Source organism: Isoptericola sp. NPDC057559 (assembly GCF_042801555.1).
Classification (GTDB): domain Bacteria; phylum Actinomycetota; class Actinomycetes; order Actinomycetales; family Cellulomonadaceae; genus Isoptericola.
The window spans coordinates 1-20,725 of the sequence record NZ_JBHVFQ010000043.1 but is presented as its reverse complement, the minus strand read 5'-3'; the positions used below and the strand labels follow the sequence as shown (position 1 = coordinate 20,725).

Annotated in this window: 17 protein-coding genes; 9 read left to right on the top strand and 8 right to left on the bottom strand. The window is 74.6% G+C overall.

The window, feature by feature from the left end; genetic code table 11:
- The 3 genes from ACFU5J_RS21215 to ACFU5J_RS21205 all read left to right on the top strand — a co-directional run.
- A partial coding sequence (locus ACFU5J_RS21215; protein WP_430580034.1) for a hypothetical protein occupies nucleotides 1–935 on the top strand: 935 nt, incomplete at its 5' end.
- 100 nt (nucleotides 936–1,035) lie between these two features.
- Complete coding sequence (locus ACFU5J_RS21210; RefSeq protein ID WP_430580033.1) at nucleotides 1,036–2,859, top strand: oleate hydratase; 1,824 nt, start codon at nucleotides 1,036–1,038, stop codon at nucleotides 2,857–2,859.
- Nucleotides 2,860–2,929: 70 nt separating this feature from the next.
- The gene (locus ACFU5J_RS21205; protein ID WP_430580032.1) at nucleotides 2,930–3,745 is read left to right on the top strand and encodes a siderophore-interacting protein; all 816 of its coding nucleotides are present in this window, start codon (nucleotides 2,930–2,932) and stop codon (nucleotides 3,743–3,745) included.
- Between the two features lie 16 nt (nucleotides 3,746–3,761).
- Here the strand turns inward: ACFU5J_RS21205 and ACFU5J_RS21200 are convergent, their stop codons facing one another.
- Both ACFU5J_RS21200 and ACFU5J_RS21195 read right to left on the bottom strand, forming a co-directional pair.
- A complete protein-coding gene (locus ACFU5J_RS21200; protein WP_430574928.1) occupies nucleotides 3,762–5,606 on the bottom strand; it encodes a phospho-sugar mutase in 1,845 nt (614 codons plus the stop codon).
- A gap of 25 nt (nucleotides 5,607–5,631) precedes the next feature.
- Entirely contained in the window at nucleotides 5,632–6,483 is an 852-nt protein-coding gene (locus ACFU5J_RS21195; protein WP_430574929.1) for a purine-nucleoside phosphorylase, read from the bottom strand.
- 134 nt (nucleotides 6,484–6,617) lie between these two features.
- Here ACFU5J_RS21195 and ACFU5J_RS21190 point away from each other — a divergent pair, with 134 nt between their 5' ends.
- Nucleotides 6,618–8,063, top strand: coding sequence for an NAD(P)H-quinone dehydrogenase (locus tag ACFU5J_RS21190; protein WP_430575366.1), 1,446 nt, complete (start codon nucleotides 6,618–6,620; stop codon nucleotides 8,061–8,063).
- A 9-nt stretch (nucleotides 8,064–8,072) separates the two neighbouring features.
- Here ACFU5J_RS21190 and ACFU5J_RS21185 read toward each other — a convergent pair whose 3' ends face one another.
- A complete protein-coding gene (locus ACFU5J_RS21185) occupies nucleotides 8,073–8,603 on the bottom strand; it encodes an NUDIX domain-containing protein (RefSeq protein ID WP_430574930.1) in 531 nt (176 codons plus the stop codon).
- 98 nt (nucleotides 8,604–8,701) lie between these two features.
- Between ACFU5J_RS21185 and ACFU5J_RS21180 the strand changes: the two genes are divergently transcribed.
- On the top strand, nucleotides 8,702–10,063 hold the full coding sequence (locus tag ACFU5J_RS21180; RefSeq protein ID WP_430580031.1) for an MFS transporter: 1,362 nt from the start codon (nucleotides 8,702–8,704) through the stop codon (nucleotides 10,061–10,063).
- Between the two features lie 42 nt (nucleotides 10,064–10,105).
- On the opposite strand, the gene ACFU5J_RS21175 is transcribed toward ACFU5J_RS21180, so the two are convergent.
- From ACFU5J_RS21175 to ACFU5J_RS21155, 5 genes are all read right to left on the bottom strand, one after another.
- The gene (locus ACFU5J_RS21175; RefSeq protein ID WP_430574932.1) at nucleotides 10,106–11,893 is read right to left on the bottom strand and encodes an acetyl/propionyl/methylcrotonyl-CoA carboxylase subunit alpha; all 1,788 of its coding nucleotides are present in this window, start codon (nucleotides 11,891–11,893) and stop codon (nucleotides 10,106–10,108) included.
- Nucleotides 11,894–12,077: 184 nt separating this feature from the next.
- On the bottom strand, nucleotides 12,078–12,725 hold the full coding sequence (locus ACFU5J_RS21170; protein WP_430574933.1) for a Maf family protein: 648 nt from the start codon (nucleotides 12,723–12,725) through the stop codon (nucleotides 12,078–12,080).
- 28 nt (nucleotides 12,726–12,753) lie between these two features.
- A complete protein-coding gene (locus ACFU5J_RS21165) occupies nucleotides 12,754–13,680 on the bottom strand; it encodes an AEC family transporter (protein WP_430574934.1) in 927 nt (308 codons plus the stop codon).
- 33 nt (nucleotides 13,681–13,713) lie between these two features.
- Entirely contained in the window at nucleotides 13,714–15,444 is a 1,731-nt protein-coding gene (locus ACFU5J_RS21160; RefSeq protein ID WP_430580030.1) for a DUF885 domain-containing protein, read from the bottom strand.
- Between the two features lie 10 nt (nucleotides 15,445–15,454).
- On the bottom strand, nucleotides 15,455–16,501 hold the full coding sequence (locus tag ACFU5J_RS21155; protein WP_430574936.1) for a LacI family DNA-binding transcriptional regulator: 1,047 nt from the start codon (nucleotides 16,499–16,501) through the stop codon (nucleotides 15,455–15,457).
- A gap of 249 nt (nucleotides 16,502–16,750) precedes the next feature.
- On the opposite strand from ACFU5J_RS21155, the gene ACFU5J_RS21150 reads away from it, so the two are divergent.
- The 4 genes from ACFU5J_RS21150 to ACFU5J_RS21135 form a co-directional block, all read left to right on the top strand.
- On the top strand, nucleotides 16,751–17,746 hold the full coding sequence (locus ACFU5J_RS21150) for an ABC transporter permease (RefSeq protein WP_430580029.1): 996 nt from the start codon (nucleotides 16,751–16,753) through the stop codon (nucleotides 17,744–17,746).
- Nucleotides 17,743–18,711, top strand: a complete 969-nt coding sequence (locus tag ACFU5J_RS21145) for a carbohydrate ABC transporter permease (protein WP_430574938.1) — start codon at nucleotides 17,743–17,745, stop codon at nucleotides 18,709–18,711. The genes ACFU5J_RS21150 and ACFU5J_RS21145 overlap by 4 nt, the downstream gene beginning before the upstream one ends.
- A gap of 74 nt (nucleotides 18,712–18,785) precedes the next feature.
- On the top strand, nucleotides 18,786–20,435 hold the full coding sequence (locus ACFU5J_RS21140; protein ID WP_430574939.1) for a hypothetical protein: 1,650 nt from the start codon (nucleotides 18,786–18,788) through the stop codon (nucleotides 20,433–20,435).
- A gap of 80 nt (nucleotides 20,436–20,515) precedes the next feature.
- Nucleotides 20,516–20,725 (top strand): glycerate kinase (locus ACFU5J_RS21135; RefSeq protein ID WP_430580028.1); only part of this gene is annotated, 210 nt, incomplete at its 3' end.

Here is a 20,725-nt window from a genome sequence, read left to right as displayed (position 1 = left end):
GTGCCGTGGCGGCGGGCGCCGGAGCGGGGGCCGCCCTGCCCCAGGTTCCCGGTGCGGCCGCGGCCGCGGGTGCCGTCCTGGCCGGGCTCGTCGGCCTGGCCTGTGCCGCGCTCGTGCTGCGGGTCCTGCCCGACGGGGTCGACGTGGACCGCGCCGCCGCGGGCCAGGCCCGCACCGTCACGGCCGCGCGCGGTCTGGTGGGCGGCGAGTCCGGCGCAGTGGGGGACGTGCTCGGCCCCCGCGCGTACGCCGGCCGCGCGGCCACGCTCCCGCGGTGGCTGACCGCCCGGGCGCCCCTGGCGGCCCGCGACCTGCTGGGGCTGCGCCGGCGCCCCGCCGCGCTGGCCGGCTCCCTCGTGGCGGGGTGCGCGGGGGCGCTGCTCGTGCGGCTCGGGGCGGACGGCGGCCCTGCGCTCGTCACCGTCGTCGGCGCGGCAGCCCTCTACGCGGCCACCCGGACGTGGGCCGACGGCCTGCACGCCTACGCCGCCCAGCCCCAGCCGGGCGCCCTCCTGCCCGGGACGACGACGGCCGCCGTCGCCGGCCACGCGGCGGTGCCGGGGGCCGTCGGGCTGCTGGCCGCCGTCGTCGGGACGGCCGTCGGGGAGGTCGTGGGGGGCGCCGGGGCGGTGGAGGCGGACGCCGCCCTCGTCGTCCTCGCCGTCGTCGTGACCGCGCTGGGGGTGCGCGTCTGGGTGGCGGGTGCCACCGCCGCGCCGCCGGGGCTGTTCACGCCGATGATGACGCCGAACGGCGACATGTCGATGCTCGTCCTCGGCGCCTGGTACCTCCGGGGCTGGCTCGTGGTCGCCGCCGCGGGGTGGCTGCTGCACCAGGCCGGCTCCGCGGGCTCCCCGGGCACGGCGTCCGTCGTGGTGGTCGCCCTCGCCGCGGGCCTCGTCGCGGCCGCCGTCCGCCGGTTCGCGCGCGCCTGACGCGCCGCCGTCGCGTACCGGTCGCGGTCCGCGCCGATCCGGCAGAGGCTCGACCCGAGGCCCGCGGACCGGGCCGTCGCGCCGACCGGAGGGACCGCGGGTGTACTACAGCAACGGCAACTACGAGGCCTTCGCCCGACCGCGCAAGCCGGCGGGGGTGGACGACAAGACGGCGTGGCTGGTGGGCGCGGGGCTCGCGTCCATGTCGGCGGCGGCGTTCATGGTCCGCGACGGGCAGCTCGCGGGGGAGCGGATCACGATCCTGGAGCGGCTGCGGCTGCCCGGCGGAGCGCTCGACGGCATCAAGGAACCGAAGAAGGGGTTCGTCATCCGCGGCGGGCGCGAGATGGAGGACCACTTCGAGTGCCTCTGGGACCTGTTCCGGTCGGTGCCGTCGATCGAGGTCGAGGGCGCGTCGGTGCTCGACGAGTTCTACTGGCTCAACAAGGACGACCCGAACTTCTCCCTCCAGCGCGCCACCGTGGACCGCGGCCAGGACGCGCACACCGACGGCCTGTTCGCGCTGTCGGAGAAGGCGCAGAAGGACATCGTGAGCGTCTTCCTCGCCTCCCGCGAGGAGATGGAGGGCAAGCGGATCGACGAGGTCTTCGGCCGTGAGTTCCTCGACAGCAACTTCTGGCTGTACTGGCGCACCATGTTCGCCTTCGAGGAGTGGCACAGCGCGCTGGAGATGAAGCTGTACATCCACCGCTTCGTGCACCACATCGGCGGGCTGCCGGACTTCTCGGCGCTGAAGTTCACCAAGTACAACCAGTACGAGTCGCTGGTGCTGCCGCTGTACCGGTGGCTGCTCGACCAGGGCGTGACGTTCCGCTTCTCCACCGAGGTCACGGACATCGACTACGCGGTCGCGCCCGGCGACGACGGCGTGCGCCGCAAGGTGGCGACGCGCGTCCACTGGGTGTCCGACGGCGAGGCGGGCGGGGTCGACCTCGGCGAGGACGACCTGGTGCTGGCCACCATCGGCTCCCTCACGGAGAACTCCGACAACGGCGACCACCACACGCCGGCCCGCCTGGACACCGGCCCGGCGCCCGCGTGGGACCTGTGGCGCCGGATCGCGGCGAAGGACCCCTCCTTCGGGCACCCGGACGTCTTCGGCGGCGACGTCGCGGCCACGAAGTGGGAGTCGGCCACCGTCACGACGCTCGACCCGCGCATCCCCGGGTACATCCAGAAGGTCTGCAAGCGCGACCCGTTCAGCGGCAAGGTCGTGACCGGCGGCATCGTCACGGCGAAGGACTCGAGCTGGTTGCTGAGCTGGACGGTCAACCGGCAGCCGCACTTCAAGCAGCAGCCCGCCGACCAGGTCGTGGTGTGGGTGTACTCGCTGTTCGTCGACCGCCCGGGCGACTACGTGGAGAAGCCCATGCAGGAGTGCACCGGCGAGGAGATCACCCGGGAGTGGCTCTACCACCTGGGCGTGCCCGTGGACCAGATCGACGAGCTCGCCGCGACGGGGGCGAGGACGGTGCCGGTGATGATGCCGTACGTGACGTCGTTCTTCATGCCGCGGCACGCGGGCGACCGGCCGGACGTGGTGCCCGAGGGCGCGGTGAACTTCGCCTTCATCGGCCAGTTCGCGGAGACGAGCCGGGACTGCATCTTCACCACCGAGTACTCCGTGCGCACGGGGATGGAGGCCGCGTACCGGCTGCTCGACGTCGAGCGCGGCGTGCCCGAGGTGTTCGGCTCCACCTACGACGTGCGGACGCTGCTCAAGGCCACCAGCCGGCTGCGGGACGGCGAGGAGGTGGACCTGCCGGGGCCGCGGTTCCTGCGCGAGCGGCTGCTGCGGCGGCTCGACGGCACGCAGATCGGCGAGCTGCTCACCGACTTCGGGCTCGTCCCGGAGCTGGGCGGCACCGCCCGGCGGGAGCGCCTGGACGACGCCGTCGAGTGAGCGCCGACCGGGAGGGGTGACGGACCTCACAGCGGGAGCGGTGCCGTGCGGAAGTTAGGCTCGCCTCACCATGTCTGACACGCAGCCTGAGGCAACCACCCCTCCCGCCCGCAAGCGCACCCCGCGGCACGCGACCGTCTCGGCCGTGCGCCGGCTCTCGCCGCACCTCGTGCGGGTCACGCTCACGGGTCCCGAGCTCGCCCCGCTCGACCCCACGGCGCACACGGACAGCTACGTGAAGCTGGTGCTCGGCGAGCTGGCCGACGGGCGCCCGCTGCTGCGCGCGTACACCGTGCGCGCGGTGCGGGACACGCCGGCCGGCACGGAGTGGGACCTCGACCTCGTGGTGCACGGCGACGAGGGCGTGGGCGGCCCGTGGGCCACGCGCGTGCGCCCGGGGGAGCCCGTCACGTTCATGGGCCCGGGCGGCGGCTACGCCCCGGATCCCGCGGCGCCGTGGCACCTGCTCGTCGGCGACGAGTCCGCCCTGCCCGCGATCGCCGCCGCGGTGAAGGCCCTGCCGGCAGGCGCCGTCGCGCACGCCGTCGTCGAGGTGCCCGGCCCCGAGGACGAGCAGCCGCTCGAGACGGCCGCGGACCTCACCGTCACCTGGGTGCACCGCGACGCCGACGCGGGCGACCTCGCCGGCGTCGTGCGGGCCGCCGCCGGGGGGTTCCCCGCCGGCGCCCCGCACGTCTTCCTGCACGGCGAGGCCGACTGCGTGCGCGACCTGCGCCGCTGGGTGCGCACCGAGCTCGGCGTGCCGCGCGAGCTGCTCTCGGCGTCGGGCTACTGGCGCCGCGGCAGCGACGACGAGGGCTGGCGCGCGAGCAAGCGCGACTGGGCCGCCGCCGTCGAGCGGGACGACGCCGCGCTGGTCGGCTGAGCGGGCGCGGGGCCGGTCAGAGCCCCAGCGCCGCCCGCAGGTCGACCTTGATCCGGTCGAGCTTGCGGTGCGCCGCGACGCGCATCCTGCCGACGTCGATGGCGGACGCGTCCGGGTCGACCGGCTCGACGACCTCGAGGTAGCACTTCACCTTCGGCTCGGTGCCGCTGGGCCGCACGACGACGCGGGTGTCGTCCCCGCCGAGCAGCACGATGCCGTCGGTGGGCGGCAGCCCGTCGATGCCGTCGCCGAGGTCGAGGACCTGCGCGACGCCGGCCCCGGCGAGGGTGCGCGGCGGCGCCGAGCGCAGCCGCGCCATCGTCTCGGGGATCTTGGACAGGTCGTCGAAGCGGACGGACAGCTGGTCGGTGACGAACAGCCCGTTCTCGCGGGCGACGTCGTCGAGCGCGTCGACCAGCGTGCGGCCCGCGGCCTTCTCCCGGGCGGCGAGGAGCGCCACCAGCACCGCGGTGCTGAGGCCGTCCTTGTCGCGCACGCGCGCCGGGTCGACGCAGTAGCCCAGCGCCTCCTCGTAGCCGAAGACGAGCCCCGGGGTCCGCGAGATCCACTTGAAGCCGGTGAGCGTGGTCGCGTGCCCGACGCCGTACCGCACGGCGATCGAGGACAGCACGCGGGAGGACACCACCGAGCAGGCCACGACCGGGCCGTCGGACCCCTCGGGGGCGGGCACGTCGCCGCGCGCGATGCGGCGGACCGCCTCGCGTCCCAGCAGGGCCCCGACCTCGTCGCCGTGCAGCATGCGCCAGCCGTGCGAGCGGGCCGTCTCGGCGCCCTGGTGGGTGCCGTGGCTCGGGTCGTAGACCGCGACCGCACACCGGTCGGCGTCGGGGTCGTTCGCGATGACCACGTCGGCGTGCGCCTCGGCGAGCGCGACGGCCATGTCGATCGCGCCGGGCTCCTCCGGGTTCGGGAACCGGACGGTGGGGAAGGCGGGGTCGGGGTGCAGCTGCTCCTCGACGGGCTGCACCTGGGTGAAGCCCGCGTCCGCGAGGACCCGCGCGAGCACGCGGCCGCCGACGCCGTGCAGCGACGTCGTGACGATGCGCAGCGCTGCCCGCTCCGCCGGCCCGGTCGACGTCCCGGCCCGCTCGGCGAGCGCGCGCACCGACGCGAGGTACGCGTCGACGACCTCGCGCCCGAGGACCGTCCATCCGGTCTCGACGCGCGGCACGCCCGACGCGGGACCGGCGGCGTCGATGCGCTCGGCGATGCCCGCGTCGTGCGGCGGCACGATCTGCGCGCCCTGGCCGGCGTCGGTCACCACGCGGCCGCCCAGGTAGACCTTGTAGCCGTTGTCCCGTGCCGGGTTGTGGCTCGCGGTCACCATGACGCCCGCGTCGGCGCCCAGGTGGCGCACCGCGAACGCGAGCACCGGGGTGGGCAGCGCCGACGGCAGGAGCAGCACCTCGGCGCCGGCCGCCGTGAGGACGGCGGCCGTGTCGGTCGCGAACGTCGACGAGCGGTCGCGCGCGTCGTACCCGACGACCACGCGCGGCGGCACGCCCGGCCCGAGCCGCGTCGCCAGGTAGGCGCCGAGGCCGGCCGCCGCCGTCGTCACGACCGCGCGGTTCATGCGGTTCGGGCCCGGCGCCATGGCGCCGCGCAGGCCGGCCGTGCCGAACTCCAGGTGGCCGTCGAACCGGTCGCGCAGCAGGCTCACCGCGTGCTCGCGGGTGCTCGCGCGCGGCGACGACGTCTGCTCGGCGAGGCGCGACAGCTCAGCCTTGTCGTCGTCGTCGACGTCGTGCCGGATCCAGCGCTCCACCTGGTCCAGCAGCGCGGACAGGTCGGTGGACCTCGCGGCGGGCTCGAAGGCCGGGTCGTCGGTGTCCAGGCTCATCGCTGACCTCTCTCTTCGCGGGGCGTCACAGGGCCGTGACGATGCGGGCGAGCAGCTCGCTGATGCGCGGGCCGGCGGCCTGCCCGGCCTCCAGCACCTCCTCGTGCGACAGCGGCTGCGGGCTGATGCCTGCGGCGAGGTTCGTCACGAGGGAGACGCCGAGCACCTCCAGGCCGGCGTGCCGCGCGGCGATGGCCTCCAGCGTCGTGGACATGCCGACGAGGTCGGCGCCCATGAGCCCGGCCATCTTCACCTCGGCCGGGGTCTCGTAGTGCGGGCCGTGGAACTGGGCGTACACGCCCTCGGGCAGCTCGGGGTCCACGGTCCGGGCGATCTCCCGCAGCCGCGGGGAGTACAGGTCGGTGAGGTCGACGAACGTCGCGCCCTCGAGGGACGACGTGCCGGTGAGGTTGATGTGGTCGCGGATCAGCACCGGCTGGCCGGGGCGCCACGCCATGTGCAGCCCGCCGCAGCCGTTGGTGAGGACGACCGTCTCGCACCCGGTGGCGGCGGCGGTGCGCACGCCGTGCGCGACGCGGCGCACGCCCTTGCCCTCGTACAGGTGGGTGCGGCCGCCGATGACGAGCGCGTGCCGCACGGCGCCGTCGGGGCGCTCGACGCGCACGGAGCGGGTGGTGGCGGCGTGCCCGGCGACGGCGGGCCGCGAGAAGCCGGGGATCTCGTGCGTCGGGATCTCGGCGACGACGTCGCCGAGCAGCTCGGCGGCGCCGCCCCAGCCGGAGCCGAGCACCAGCGCCACGTCGTGGCCGGGCACCCCCGTCGCCTCGGCGATGTGGTCGGCCGCCGCGCGGGCGACGTCGAACGGGTCGGTGGTCGGGTCGTCGAGGTCCCCGACACTGCGGCTCGTGGTGCTCATGGTCCCGAGGGTAGTCCGCGCGAGGGCGCCGCGCCGCGCCGGCGCAGGTGACCCGGGGGCCTGACACAATGGCACCCGTGCCCACCGTGAACACCCCTTCCCCGGACACCACCCCGGACACCTCGGCCTCGTCGATCGCCCCCACCCCCGGCGTCCCCGAGACCGACCCCCGAGCCCCGCACGTCGTCGTGGTCGGCGGCGGCCCGGGCGGCTACGAGGCCGCCCTCGTGGCCCGCCGGCTCGGTGCCCGCGTGACCGTCGTCGAGCGGCAGGGCCTCGGCGGCGCCGCCGTCCTGACCGACGTCGTGCCGTCCAAGACGCTCATCGCCACCGCCGAGTGGTTCACCACCGCGGAGCAGGGCCCCGAGCTCGGGGTCCGCGGCGAGGCCCCCGCGGGGGAGCGGCGCGACCTCGTCGACCTCAAGGCCGTCAACGCCCGCGTGCTGGCGCTCGCGGACGCCCAGTCGCGCGACATCCACGCCCGCCTGGAGCGCGAGGGCGTCGACATCGTCGCCGGCGCCGGCCGGCTCGACGGGCCGTCGCGCGTCGTGGTCACCGGCGCGGCGGGGGAGACGACGTCGCTCGACGCCGACACCGTGCTGCTCGCCGTGGGTGCCACGCCCCGCACGCTGCCCACCGCCGTCCCCGACGGTGAGCGCATCCTCACGTGGACGCAGCTGTACCGGCTCACCGAGCTCCCCGAGCGGCTGATCGTCGTCGGCTCCGGCGTCACCGGCGCCGAGTTCGCGGGCGCGTACCAGGCGCTCGGCTCCCAGGTGGTGCTGGTCTCCTCGCGCGACCGCGTGCTGCCCGGCGAGGACATGGACGCGGCCGAGCTGCTCGAGGGCGTCTTCCGCTCCCGCGGCATGACCGTCATGTCCCGCTCGCGCGCCGCCTCCGCCGAGCGCACGGCCGACGGGGTCGCCGTGACGCTCTCCGACGGCCGCGTCGTGGAGGGCTCCCACGTCCTCATCGCGGTCGGCGCCGTGCCCTCCACGGACGAGCTCGGGCTCGAGGAGGCGGGCGTGCGCCTCGCGGCCAGCGGCCACGTCGAGGTGGACCGCGTCTCGCGGACGTCCGTGCCGGGCGTCTACGCCGCGGGCGACTGCACCGGCGTCCTGCCCCTCGCGTCCGTGGCGGCCATGCAGGGCCGCATCGCGATGTCGCACGCCCTCGGCGACGCCGTCGCCCCGCTCAAGCTGGGGCACGTCGCGGCGAACATCTTCACCGGCCCCGAGATCGCGACCGTCGGCTTCAGCGAGGAGAAGCTGCGCCAGCGCGGCCACCGCTACGTCACCACCACGCTGCCGCTGGCCCGCAACCCGCGCGCCAAGATGCTCGGCATGCGCGACGGCTTCGTGAAGCTCTTCGCGCACCCCGACGCGGGCGTCGTGCTGGGCGGCGTCGTCGTGGCCCCGCGGGCCAGCGAGCTGATCTTCCCGATCACGCTCGCCGTCGCGCACCGGCTCACGGTCGACGACGTCGCGGACGCGTTCACCGTCTACCCGTCGCTGTCGGGCTCGATCGCGGAGGCCGCGCGCGTGCTGCACGGCCAGTCCGGCCCGCAGGTCGCCGACTGAGCCCGCGCGTCAGCGGCTGAGGCCGGCCGTCCCGTCGAGCCGCGCGCGCAGGGCCGGCCAGGCCACCGCGAACGCGGGCAGCAGGGGGAGGGCCGCGACCTCGTCGACGGCCACCCACCGCACCTCGAGGCTCTCGGGGTCGGCGGCGGACGGCGCGACGTCGGCCCCGGGCACGACGTCCGCGAGGACCGTCGTGTAGGCCCACGGCCCGTGGTCGAGCACGTGCGTGCCCAGCACGTGCACCGCGCGCGGCGGCACGGCGGCCTCCTCGAGGCTCTCGCGCAGGGCGCCGTCGACCGGGGTCTCGCCGGGGGCCAGTGCGCCGCCCGGGACGCCCCAGGTGCCGCCCTGGTCGGACCACGGCGCGCGGTGCTGCAGCACGACGTCCGTCACCCGCCCGGCCCCGCCGGGCGTCGCGCGGCGGGCGAGCAGCAGCCCCGCGGCGCCGTGCAGGCCCCAGTGCCGGTGGTCGCCACAGGTCACCCAGCCGTCCCCGGGGTGCCGGTGGAGCGTCTCGCGCGGAGGGAAAGGGCTGGGCACGCCGACAGGCTACAGGCGACGATGGCCGGGTGAGCGACGCCGGCACCGATGACTTCCGCCCCCGCCGTCCGTCTTCCCGACCCATGGAGGACGACCCCGTGACCACCGCCCCCGACGGCCGCCCCGACGGCCGCCCCGACGACCGCCACGACACCGCCGTCGACCCCGGCGACGGCCTGCCCGGCTGGAAGCGCGACGTCGCGATCTTCCTCACCGGCCAGACGGTGTCGCTGCTCGGGTCGATGCTCGTGCAGTTCGCCGTGATGTGGCACCTGACGATCGTCACCCGGTCGGGGTCGGTGCTGATGCTCAGCATCGTGTTCGGGATGCTGCCCCAGGCGTTCATGTCGATCTTCGGGGGCGTGTGGGCCGACCGGCACTCGCGCAAGCTGCTCATCATCGGCGCCGACAGCGCCATCGCGACCATCACGCTGGGCCTGGCGCTGCTCATGCTCTCCGGCGTCGACGACCTGTGGCTCATCTACGTGGCGCTGGCCGTGCGCTCCACGTTCGCCGGCATCCAGACGCCCGCGGTGAACGCGATGGTGCCGCAGATCGTGCCGGCGGCCCAGCTGATCCGCATCAACGGGATCAACCAGTCCATCCAGTCCGGGATGATGCTGCTCGCCCCCGTGCTGGCCGCCGCGATCTACGCGAGCTTCGACATCGTCGCGGTGTTCTTCGTCGACGTGGTCACCGCCCTGCTGGGGGTCGGGATGCTGCTGCTCGTGCGGGTGCCCCGGCTGGTGCGGCACGACGCGGCCGGCGCCGCCGCGGAGCGGCCCACCTACTTCGGCGACCTGGCGGCCGGGGTGCGGTACATCCGCGGCCACGGGGCGGTGAAGTGGCTCATGACGATCTTCGCCGTGACGATGGTGCTCATCGGCGCGCCGTCGTACCTCACGCCGCTCATGGTGACCCGCACGTTCGGCGACGAGGTCTGGAAGCTCACCACGAACGAGGTGTTCTGGGCGGCAGGCATGCTGGCGGGCGGGCTCGCGATGGCGCTGGTCGGCACGCGGGTCACGAACCGGGTGGCGCTGATCGTCGGCACCACCTTCGGCGCGGGCGTCTTCACGGTGGGCCTCGGCCTGTCCACGAACATGTGGGTGTTCTTCGTGCTCGGCCTGCTGATCGGCGTGATGTTCACCCTGATGTCCGCGCCCAGCATGGCGATCCTGCAGGAGACGGTGGAGCCCGAGATGCAGGGGCGCGTCTTCGGCTTCGTCGGCATCGTGATGACCGTGGCCATGCCGCTGAGCATGGTGGTGTTCGGCCCGCTCGCCGACCGCGTGTCCGTGCAGGTGCTCCTGGTGGTCGCCGGCGCGTTGCTCGCCGCGTTCGTCGCCGCGGTGCTGTCCGTGCCGTCGGCGCGACGGTCGCTCGCCGCGATCTCCCGTCCCGTCGAGCCCGCAGAGCCTGCCGAGCCCGCCGAGGTGGTTCCCGACCCGCCGAGGTAGTCGAGCTCCGGACCGCCTCGGCGCGCGCCTCGACGGCCTCGGTCAGTCGACGATCTCGCAGATGGCCGCGCCGGCGGTGACGGTCGCGCCGGGGGCGGCGGACAGGGACCGCACGGTGCCGGCCTTGTGCGCCAGCAGCGGCTGCTCCATCTTCATGGCCTCGAGCACGACGACGAGGTCGCCCTCGGCCACCTGGGCGCCGTCCTCGACGGCGACCTTGACGATGGTGCCCTGCATGGGGGAGGCGAGGGTCGCGCCGCTCGCGGCGGCGGACGCGCGCGAGCCGTTGCGGCGGGCCGGGCGGCGGGCGGCGTTCGCGCGGCGCGCGCGGCCCGCGGCGACGCCGAGGCCGGCGGGCAGCACGACCTCGAGCCGGCGGCCGCCCACCTCGACGACGACGCGCTCGGCGAGCTGCTCCTCCGCGTCGTCGGCGTCGGGGACCGGGGCCGGGGCGGGGGCCAGGGTGCTGAGCTCGTCCGCGAAGTCCGTCTCGATCCAGCGCGTGTGCACGCGGAACGGCGAGCCGTCGGTCGGGACGAAGTCCTCGGCCTCCATCACGGCGCGGTGGAACGGCACGACGGTGGGGATGCCCGCCACCTCGAGCTCGCGCAGCGCGCGGCGGGCGCGCTGCGCCGCCTGCTCGCGGGTGGCGCCGGTGACGATCAGCTTGGCGATCATCGAGTCGAACGCGCCGGAGATCGTGTCGCCCTCGACGACGCCGGTGTCGACGCGCACGCCGGGGCCGCTGGGCCAGCGCAGGGTGCTGACGGTGCCGGGGGAGGGCAGGAAGCCCGCCGCCGGGTCCTCGCCGTTGATGCGGAACTCGAAGGAGTGGCCGCGCGGCGTGGTGCTCTCGTACCCGAGCGGCTCGCCCGCCGCGATGCGCAGCTGCTCGCGCACCAGGTCGATGCCGGTGACCTCCTCGGTCACGGGGTGCTCGACCTGGAGGCGGGTGTTGACCTCGAGGAAGGACAGGGTGCCGTCGGTGCCGACGAGGAACTCGCAGGTGCCGGCGCCGACGTAGCCCGCCTCGGTGAGGATGGCCCGCGACGCGCGGTCGAGCTCGGCCTCCTGCTCCGGGGTGAGGAACGGCGCGGGCGCCTCCTCGACCAGCTTCTGGTGGCGGCGCTGCAGCGAGCAGTCGCGGGTGGAGACCACCACGACGTTGCCGTGCGCGTCGGCGAGGCACTGCGTCTCGACGTGCCGGGGGCGGTCGAGGAAGCGCTCCACGAAGCACTCGCCGCGACCGAACGCCGCCACGGCCTCGCGCACCGCGGACTCGTACAGCTCGTCGATCTCGTCGGCGCTGCGGGCGACCTTGAGGCCCCGGCCGCCGCCGCCGAACGCCGCCTTGATCGCGATCGGCAGGCCGTGCTCCGCCGCGAAGGCGCGCACCTCGTCCGCGCCGTTCACGGGGTCGGACGTGCCGGGGACCAGCGGCGCGCCGGCGGCCTTCGCGATGTGGCGCGCGCTCACCTTGTCGCCGAGGGACTCGATCGCCGCGGGCGGCGGGCCGATCCACACCAGGCCGGCGTCGAGGACCGCCTGGGCGAACTGGGCGTTCTCCGACAGGAAGCCGTACCCGGGGTGCACCGCGTCCGCGCCGGAGCGGCGCGCGACGTCGAGCAGCTTGTCGACGTCGAGGTAGGTGTCGGCGGCGCGCTGGCCCTGCAGCGCGAACGCCTCGTCCGCGAGCCGGACGTGCAGGGCGTCCCGGTCGGAGTCGGCGTAGACGGCGACGGAGGCGATACCGGCGTCGGTGCAGGCACGGGCGATGCGGACGGCGATCTCGCCGCGGTTCGCGACGAGGACCTTGCTGATGGTGGGCACGGCTCACGGTAACGCGTGGTCCGCCGTCCTCCGGCACCCGCGGGGCGCCCGCGCCGAAGTCTGTGCCGGGTACCAACGCCGATCGGAGCCGTTTGGAGGGATCCCACATGGACTCGGCGGGTAGAGGGCGGGTGACGCGCCCCGTGTTGGTGGTTTCGGCAGGCCCGGCGGGGTGGGCGGCCGGTCAGCCGCGCAGGTCGCGCCAGGCCACGTCGATCTCGCCGAGCAGCTCGCGCAGCAGGGGCAGGCTGAGGCCGACGACGCCGTGGTGGTCGCCCTCGACGCGCTCGACGTAGGGACCGCCGAGCCCGTCGATGGTGAACGCGCCCGCGACCTGCAGCGGCTCGCCGGTGGCGACGTACGCGTCGATCTCCTCGTCGTCCAGGTCGGCGAAGTGCACGGTGGTCGCCGACGACGCGCCCAGGGTGGCGCCCGTGCCGCCGTCCTCGTCGTCGCGGACGTCGACCACCCAGTGGCCGGTGTGCAGGACGCCCGACCGGCCGCGCATCGCGCGCCAGCGGCGGCGGGCGTCGTCGGCGTCGACCGGCTTGCCGACGATCTCGCCGTCGAGCTCGAGCATGGAGTCGCAGCCCAGCACGAGGGCGGACGTCTCGTCCTCCACCTGCCGGCTCACGACCTCCGCCTTGGCCTGCGCGAGGACGAGGACGGCGTCCGCGGGGTCGAGGTCGCCCTCGGCCCGGGCGCGCGCGGCCGCCAGCACCGCGGGCTCGTCGACGTCGGAGACGACCACCTCGGGCGTGACCCCGGCCGATGCCAGGGTGGCCAGGCGGGCGGGGGACTGGGAGGCGAGGACGAGGCTCACGGTAGGCACGGGTGGCACCCTACCCACCGCGCCGCCGTCAGCCGCTGTGCAGCAGCAGGCTCGACACGAGCAGCACGACCGGGGACGCGAGCGTGGTCACGAGGATCGTGTCGCGCGCGAGCATCTCGCCGGTACGGAAGCGCGCGGCGTAGTTGTACACGTTCTGCGCGACGGGGAGCGCGGCGAGCGTCACGGCCGTGACGACCTCCGCGTCGTCGAGGCCGACGACGTACCGGGCGAGCACGAACGCGAGGGCCGGCATGACGACCGCCTTGAGCGCGGACGCGACCACCACGGCCGTCCGGCCGCCGGGCTGCTGGAAGGGGCGCGACCCGTGCAGCGACATCCCGAACGCCAGCAGGATCATCGGGACGGCGGCGCCGCCCAGGATCTCCAGCGGCGCGAGGACGGGCGCCGGCACGGTCCACCCCGTCAGCGAGACGACCGCGCCCGCGAGCGAGCCGAGGATGATCGGGTTCCGCACCGGCTGGCTCAGCACGAACCGCACCGACACCCGCCCGGACGTCTGGGCGTCCAGGACGAGCAGCGTCACGGGCGCGAGGACCAGCAGCTGCAGCAGGATCACCGGCACGACGGCGGCCGGGTCCCCCAGCACGTACACCGCCACCGGCAGGCCGATGTTGTTGGCGTTGACGTACCCGGACGAGACCGCGCCGATCGTGGCCTCCGCGGCCGGGCGCCGCAGCCAGAGCGCGTTGAGGACGACGAACACCCCGGCCACCGCCACCGCCGCCACGGCCTGCACGAGCAGCGGCGCCTGGAACAGCTCGCCGACGTCGGCGCGGGCGATGACCGTGAACAGCAGCGCCGGGCTGGCGACGAAGAACCCGATCCGGTTCAGCGCGGTCCGGGCGTCGGGCCCGCCGAGGCGCAGGCGCGCCGCGACGTACCCGACGGCGATGACCACGCCGATGATCGCGAACCCGGTGAGGATGCCTTCCATGCCGGAGGAGATGCGGGGCCGGGGTGCGCGCGCTCAGGCGCGGGGGTCGCCCAGCGCGCCCGTGAGGACGTCGAGCCCCACCGAGCCGAGGCTCAGCGCCCGGGCGTGGAACGCCCGCAGGTCGAACTCCTCGCCGCGGGCGCCGGCCGCCGACCGGGCGTCGTCGCGCGCCTGCTCCCACAGCCGCTGGCCCACCTTGTACGAGGGGGCCTGGCCGGGCCAGCCGAGGTAGCGGTTGAGCTCGAACCGCACGAACGACTCGGGCATGTTGACGTTCGCCCGGAGGAACGGCCACGCCTTCTCGGCGTCCCAGGTCCCGCCGCCCCACCGCTCGGGCGCGGGCTTGCCGAGGTGGACGCCGATGTCGAGCACGACGCGGGCGGCGCGCATCCGCTGCGCGTCGAGCATGCCGAAGCGGTCGCCCGGGTCGTCGAGGTGGCCGAGGTCGGCCATGAGGCGCTCGGCGTACAGGGCCCAGCCCTCGCCGTGCCCGGAGACCCAGCACATCAGGCGGCGCCACGAGTTGAGCGTGTCGCGCGCGACGACCGCGGCCGCGCACTGCAGGTGGTGGCCCGGCACGCCCTCGTGGTAGACGGTCGTCTTCTCGCGCCACGTGTTGAACTCCGTGACGTCGGCGGGCACCGACCACCACATGCGACCCGGGCGGGAGAAGTCGTCGCTCGGCGGCGTGTAGTAGATCCCGCCGGTCTGGGTGGGGGCGATGCGGCACTCGATGGTGCGCACGGGGCCCTCGATGTCGAAGTGCGTGCCGGCGAGGTCCTCGATCGCGGCGTCGGCCGTCTCCTGCATCCAGCGGCGCAGCGCGTCCGTGCCGTGCAGGGTGCGGGCCGGGTCGGCGTCGAGCGCGGCGACGGCGTCCTCGACGCTCGCGCCGGCCCCGGCGATCTGGCGGGCCACGGCCTCCTGCTCGGCCACGATCCGGGCCAGCTCGTCCAGGCCCCACTCGTACGTCTCGTCCAGGTCGACCTCGGCGCCGAGGAACTCGCGCGAGAAGCGCGCGTACCGCTCGCGACCCACGGCGTCGGCCTCGGGCGCCCGCGGGGCGAGGTCGCCCTCCAGGAAGTCGGCCAGGCGGGCGTAGGCGGCGCGGGCCGCGGTGGCGCCCCGCTCCAGCTCGGCGCGCACCAGGCTGCAGGCCGCCGACTCGTCGAGCACCGCGGCGGCGTCCTCGCCGCGCACCAGGCCGAGGAAGAACGAGTCGTCGCCGGCGAGCTCGCGCGACTGGGACACGCCCTCGCGCACCTGGCGGATCGCGGCGACCTGCCCGCGGCGGGCGGCCTCCGTCAGCGAGGCGACGTAGCCGTCGATCGCGTCCGGGACGGCGGCCAGCCGGGCGGCGACGTTCTCCCAGGCCTCGACCGAGCCCGTGGGCATGAGGTCGAAGACGTCGCGCAGCTCCTGCACCGGGGACGCGATGTTGTTGAGGCTGGCCAGCGGCTCGCCCGCGTCGTGCAGCTCGAGCTGCAGCCCGACCCGCTCGCGCATCGCGGCGAGCGTGACCCGGTCGACGTCGTCGAGCGGGCCGCCGTCGCGCTCCGCCCGGTCGAGCTCGCGCAGCACCGCGCGGTCGCTCTCCGCGCGGGCGTCGTGGCCGGCGGGGGACAGGTCGGTCATCCGGTGGTCGTGGCCGGACAGCCCGATCGACGTGGCGAGCAGCGGGTCGAGCTCGGCGGACCGGGCGACGTACCCGTCGGCCACGGCGTCGATCGCGGACGGGGTGCGGGGCGGGGTGGGGGTGGTCACAGCGAGCAGCCTAGGACGTGCCCGCCCGCGGATCCCGCTCATTCCGCGGGGTACCGGTCGACCCGCGCCAGATGATCGTGTTGAGGGTGCCCTCGGGGGGCGGGGGTGCCGGCTCGTCGCGGAGCGTCGCGACCATCCGGGCCATCGCGGCCCGCCCCAGCCGCCGGTGGTCCACCTGGACGGTGGTGAGGGTGGGCTCGAGGTAGGCGCCGAGGAGGCTGTTGTCCCAGCCCGTCACGCTGAGGTCGCCGGGGATGGACCAGCCGCGCTCGCGGGCGCCCTGCACCACGCCGCCCGCGACGGTGTCGCTGGCCGCGACGACGGCGATGGGTCGGTCGTGCTCCGCCAGCGCCAGGACCGCCTCCCGCCCGGAGGTGGGGGACCAGTCGCCCTCGTGCACGAGCGCCGGGCCGAGCCCCAGGCGGTCGATCGTCGCCTCGAAGACGTCGCGGCGCCCGCGGGCGGACGCGAAGTCGAGCGCGCCGGTCACGTGGAGGAAGCGGCGGTGCCCGAGCGCCGCCAGCCGCTCGACGATCTCGGCGACGGGGGAGCCGTCGGCCAGCTCCCCGACGCCGCGGAAGCGGTCGTCGTAGTCCGCCGACGCCACGATCGCGGCGCGCGCGGGGACCCGGTGCGAGGAGCCCGGCGGGAGCGGCGCGAGAGCCAGGACGCCCTCCACCTGGCCGGAGTCGGCCAGCTCCAGCACCCGGTCGAACCGCTCCGCGGCCGTCCCCTCGACGCTGAAGGCCTCGATCGTGTACCCGTGCTCGTGGGCCACCTCCATCACGCCGCCGAGGATCTGGGGCGGACCGTAGGTGGCGACGGCGGGGAGCAGGACGGCGACCCGTCCGCTGCGGCGGGTGCGCATCGACCGGGCGGTGAGGTTGGGGCGGTAGTCGAGCTCGGCCACGGCGCGGCTCACGCGCTCGATGGTCTCGGGGCGCATGCGGGGGTCGTCCCGCAGGTATCGCGAGACCGTCTGGTGCGAGACCCCGGCCGCCTTGGCGACCTCCCAGATCGTCGCGCGCCGCTCCCGTCCCGACTGCTGCTCCGCCATGGCACGTCCTTGCTGGTCACCGCGCCGCCCTCGAGGCGCCGCCCGGTCATTCTGGCACGCCGCGGAGGGGATCGGCTCGGGGGAGATGGTTGCGGTGTGATCGATCACCTCCTACGGTGTCGCCCTGGAAGTGATCGATCACTTTCGCACCGGTGCGACCTGCGGACGTCGAGGTCCGATGCCGCCCGCTCGACGACGAGAGGACCGACCCATGGCACCACGCCCACCCCTCCTGACCCGGGGGGACGGATGACGGCGCTCGAGGAGGCCGGCACCCGGCACCGGCCCGAGGCCGCACCCGGGTCCGACGGGGCACCGGGCGCCCCCCGCCCCCCGCTCCCGTGGTGGCGCCGGATGGTCCGCGACCGGGCGGTGCTGCTGCTGGCCCTGCCGGCGATGCTCGTCGTCATCGTGTTCCAGTACCTGGCGCTGGGCGGCAACGTCATCGCGTTCCAGGACTACCAGCCCTACCTCGGCATCGGGCGCAGCCTGTGGGTGGGCCTGGAGAACTTCTCGATCCTGTTCTCCGGGGACCCGGAGTTCCTGAGCGCGCTCCGCAACACGCTGGTCATCACGCTGCTGCAGACGGTGCTCGTCTTCCCCGCGCCGATCGTCCTCGCGCTGCTGCTGCACAGCCTGGTCTCGAACCGCGTGCGCCAGTGGGTGCAGTCGGTGCTCTACCTGCCGCACTTCCTGTCCTGGGTGATCGTCGTCGCCGTCTTCCAGCAGGTGCTCGGCGGGGCCGGGCTGATCAACAACTTCCTGCGCGCCCACGGGTGGCAGCCGATCGACGTCATCGGCAACTCGGACGCGTTCTACGGGCTCATCACCTCGCAGGTGATCTGGAAGGACACCGGCTGGGCGACGATCCTCTTCCTCGCCGTGCTCGCCGGGATCGACAAGTCGCTCTACGAGGCCTCGGCCGTCGACGGCGCCACCCGGTGGCGGCAGACCTGGCACATCACCCTGCCGGGGATGCGGCCGATCATCATCATGCTGCTCATCCTCAAGCTCGGGGACTCCCTCAGCGTCGGCTTCGAGCAGCTCATCCTCCAGCAGGACGCCGTCGGGCTCGGCGTCTCCCAGGTGCTGGACACCTACGTCTACAACCAGGGCGTCGTCGGCGGGTACTGGGGCGTGGCGGCCGCCGTCGGCCTGGTCAAGGGCGTGATCGGCCTGGTGCTGGTGCTCGTCGCGAACAAGGTCGCCCACGCGTTCGGCGAGGAAGGGGTCTACCGCGCATGACCATCACCCGAGAGCCCGCCGGCCCCACGGCCGTCGGCCCCGCCGCCCCGCGCACACCCGGCGGCAGGCGTCGCCGTCGCGCCGTCGTCGACGGGGTCGCCATGCCCGGCCCCGTCGAGCGCACCGCCAAGGGCGTCATCCTGACCGTCGCGTGCGCGCTGGTGATCCTGCCGTTCGTCGGGATCGTCTCCACCAGCCTCGCCACCCCCGAGCAGGTCACCGAGGCCGGCGGCTTCGTCCTCCTGCCGACGGGGATCGACCTCGGCGCCTACCGGATGATCTTCGCCGGCGGCGTCGTCACGCAGGCCCTGTGGGTCAGCGTGCTCGTCACCGTCGTGGGCACCGCGATCAGCCTGGCCCTCACGACCACGCTCGGCTGGGCACTGAGCCGCCGCGGCGCGTTCGGCGTCCGCACGATGCTGCTCCTGGTGCTGGTCAGCCTCCTGTTCAGCCCGGGCATGATCCCCAGCTACCTGGTGGTGCAGCGGCTCGGGCTGCTCGACAGCCTCTGGGCGCTGGTCATCCCGACGTCGGTCTCGGCGTTCAACGTGGTCGTCGTCCGCGCGTTCTTCGTGCAGCTGCCGCACGAGATCATCGACAGCGCCCGCATCGACGGCGCCACCGAGTGGCAGCTCTTCCGCCGCATCGGCCTCCCGCTGTCCAAGCCGGTGCTCGCGGTGGTGGGCCTGTTCTACGGCGTCGGCTACTGGAACGCCTTCTTCAGCGCCCTGCTCTACATCTCCGACTCGAGCAAGTGGCCCCTGCAGCTCGTGCTGCGCACCTACGTGGTCGACGGGGCGCAGCTCGGCTCCCAGGACCTGGGCATCGACGCCTCGTCCCTGCCACCGCAGACCTCCCTGCAGATGGCGATCCTCGTGGTCTCCGTCGTGCCCGTGCTCCTGGTCTACCCGTTCCTGCAGCGGCACTTCGCCAAGGGGATGCTCACCGGCGCGGTCAAGGGCTGACCCCGCCCGCCGCGCGCCGGCACCACGCACCACCTCGACCCATCACGCTCGACCTCACTCGACGAGGAGTTGTCATGTCTGACATCCGTACCATCGGCCGCGAGCCCTCCCGGCGGAACGTGCTGCTCGGGGGCCTGGGGGTGGGCGCGTTCGCCCTCCTCGCGTCCGCCGGCTGCAGCAACGAGGGCCGCGGCGGCGTGGGCGCGGTCTCCGCGGCCCAGAACTCGTCCGTGCTGCCGAAGTACATCCCGTACACCGGCGTGCCCATGGACATCAAGGGCACGGACGGCGTCCCCGACACCATGCTGCGGTACCCGGCGAGCCCGAAGAAGGCGACCAGCGGACAGCCGGGCGACGGCGAGGACGTCGGCGTGTTCGTCATGACGAACACCCCCGCCCCGCCCAAGCTCGAGAAGAACGCCTACTGGCAGGAGCTGAACGAGCGGCTCGGGTTCGGGCTGTCGGTCGCGCTCACGCCGAGCGGCGACTACTCCGACCGCTTCCAGACCGCGGTGGCGGGCGACCAGCTCCCCGACATCTTCGCGATGTTCTCGGGGGACATCCCCGGCCTGCCGAGCCTCCTCGAGGAGCGCGCCGTCGACCTCACCCCGTTCCTCGCGGGCGACGCGGTGGCGAAGTACCCGTTCCTGGCGAACATCCCCACCGAGAGCTGGCAGTCCTGCGTCTTCAACGGGAAGGTCTTCGCCGTGCCGGTCCCGCGCGGCCCGGCGCAGAGCGGCGTGATGTACGCCCGGCAGGACTTCTTCGAGTCCGAGGGCATCGACCCGCAGGTGACGTCGTTCGAGGAGTTCTACTCCCTGTGCAAGGAGCTCTCCGGCGGGAACACCTGGGCGCTCGGCCGGGTGCCGCTCGGGTTCATCCGGCAGATGTACGAGATCCCGAACGGCTGGTCGGAGGAGGGCGGCACGCTCACCAGCGCGAACCTGCACGAGCGCCAGCAGGACGCGCTCGAGGCCGCCCGGCGGCTCGTCGCCGACGGGTTCGTGCACCCCGACGGCGTCACCGCCGCGCAGCCGCAGCGCAAGACGTGGCTGGTGAACGGCACGATCCGCTTCCTCGACGACACGTTCAGCGCCTGGCCGGACTTCTCGAACTACCCGCTCGGGAAGGGCTTCACGCTGGCCGTCGTGCCGCCGCCGCTCGCCGAGGGCGGGGGTACCGCGGGCATCCACCTCGGTCCGCCGGTCCAGAACATCACGTCGATCAGCGCGAAGTCGGCGGACCGCGCCGAGGCGCTGCTCGACGTGATCAACTACCTCGCCGCCCCGTTCGGCACCGAGGAGCACCTGTTCAAGACGTACGGCGTCGAGGGCGTGCACTACGACCTGGACGGGACCGACCCGGTGCCCACGGAGAAGGGCCGCACCGAGGTCCAGCTCGGCCTCAAGTACGTGGTCGAGGGTCCGTGGGTGAACTTCCAGGCCGGTGACCCGGACGTCGCGCAGGCCGAGCACGACGCGCAGGCGCAGGTGGTGCCGCCCGGCGTGAAGAACCCGGTGCAGGGCCTGTTCAGCGACACGGCCAGCCGCAAGGGCGGGCAGATCGGCGAGAAGCTGGGGTCGGTGGAGACGGACATCCTCGCCGGGCGCCAGAAGGTCACCGCTTGGCAGCCCGCCGCCCAGGCGTGGGCCAAGGGCGGCGGCGACAAGATCCGGGACGAGTACCAGACGGCGCTCGCCGACCGCGAGAAGACGCAGGGCTGACCGGGCCGCACCCGCGGGGTGCGGGGCCGTCGCGAGACGCCCCGCACCCCGGCGGCCCCGAGCCGCTAGCCTCGACCACCGTGCACGAGGACGTGAAGAACACCGCCCCCGCCCCGGCCCCCGCACCCGACGGGCGGCCCGACCGGCCGCCGCGAGTCGTGGTCGCGCCCGACTCGTTCAAGGGCAGCGCCACCGCGACGCAGGTCGCCGAGGCGCTCGCCGCCGGGGCCCGCGCCGCCCTGGGCGAGGCCGCGCAGGTCCGCGCGGTGCCGTTCGCGGACGGCGGGGAG

Excerpts from the sequence above, each read along its gene's own strand:
- ACFU5J_RS21205 (WP_430580032.1), top strand. The coding sequence starts at position 2,930 with ATGTCTGACACGCAGCCTGAGGCAACCACCCCTCCCGCCCGCAAGCGC.
- ACFU5J_RS21200 (WP_430574928.1), bottom strand. The coding sequence starts at position 5,606 with ATGAGCCTGGACACCGACGACCCGGCCTTCGAGCCCGCCGCGAGGTCC.
- ACFU5J_RS21195 (WP_430574929.1), bottom strand. The coding sequence starts at position 6,483 with ATGAGCACCACGAGCCGCAGTGTCGGGGACCTCGACGACCCGACCACC.
- ACFU5J_RS21165 (WP_430574934.1), bottom strand. The coding sequence starts at position 13,680 with ATGGAAGGCATCCTCACCGGGTTCGCGATCATCGGCGTGGTCATCGCC.
- ACFU5J_RS21155 (WP_430574936.1), bottom strand. The coding sequence starts at position 16,501 with ATGGCGGAGCAGCAGTCGGGACGGGAGCGGCGCGCGACGATCTGGGAG.
- ACFU5J_RS21150 (WP_430580029.1), top strand. The coding sequence starts at position 16,751 with ATGACGGCGCTCGAGGAGGCCGGCACCCGGCACCGGCCCGAGGCCGCA.
- ACFU5J_RS21145 (WP_430574938.1), top strand. The coding sequence starts at position 17,743 with ATGACCATCACCCGAGAGCCCGCCGGCCCCACGGCCGTCGGCCCCGCC.
- ACFU5J_RS21140 (WP_430574939.1), top strand. The coding sequence starts at position 18,786 with ATGTCTGACATCCGTACCATCGGCCGCGAGCCCTCCCGGCGGAACGTG.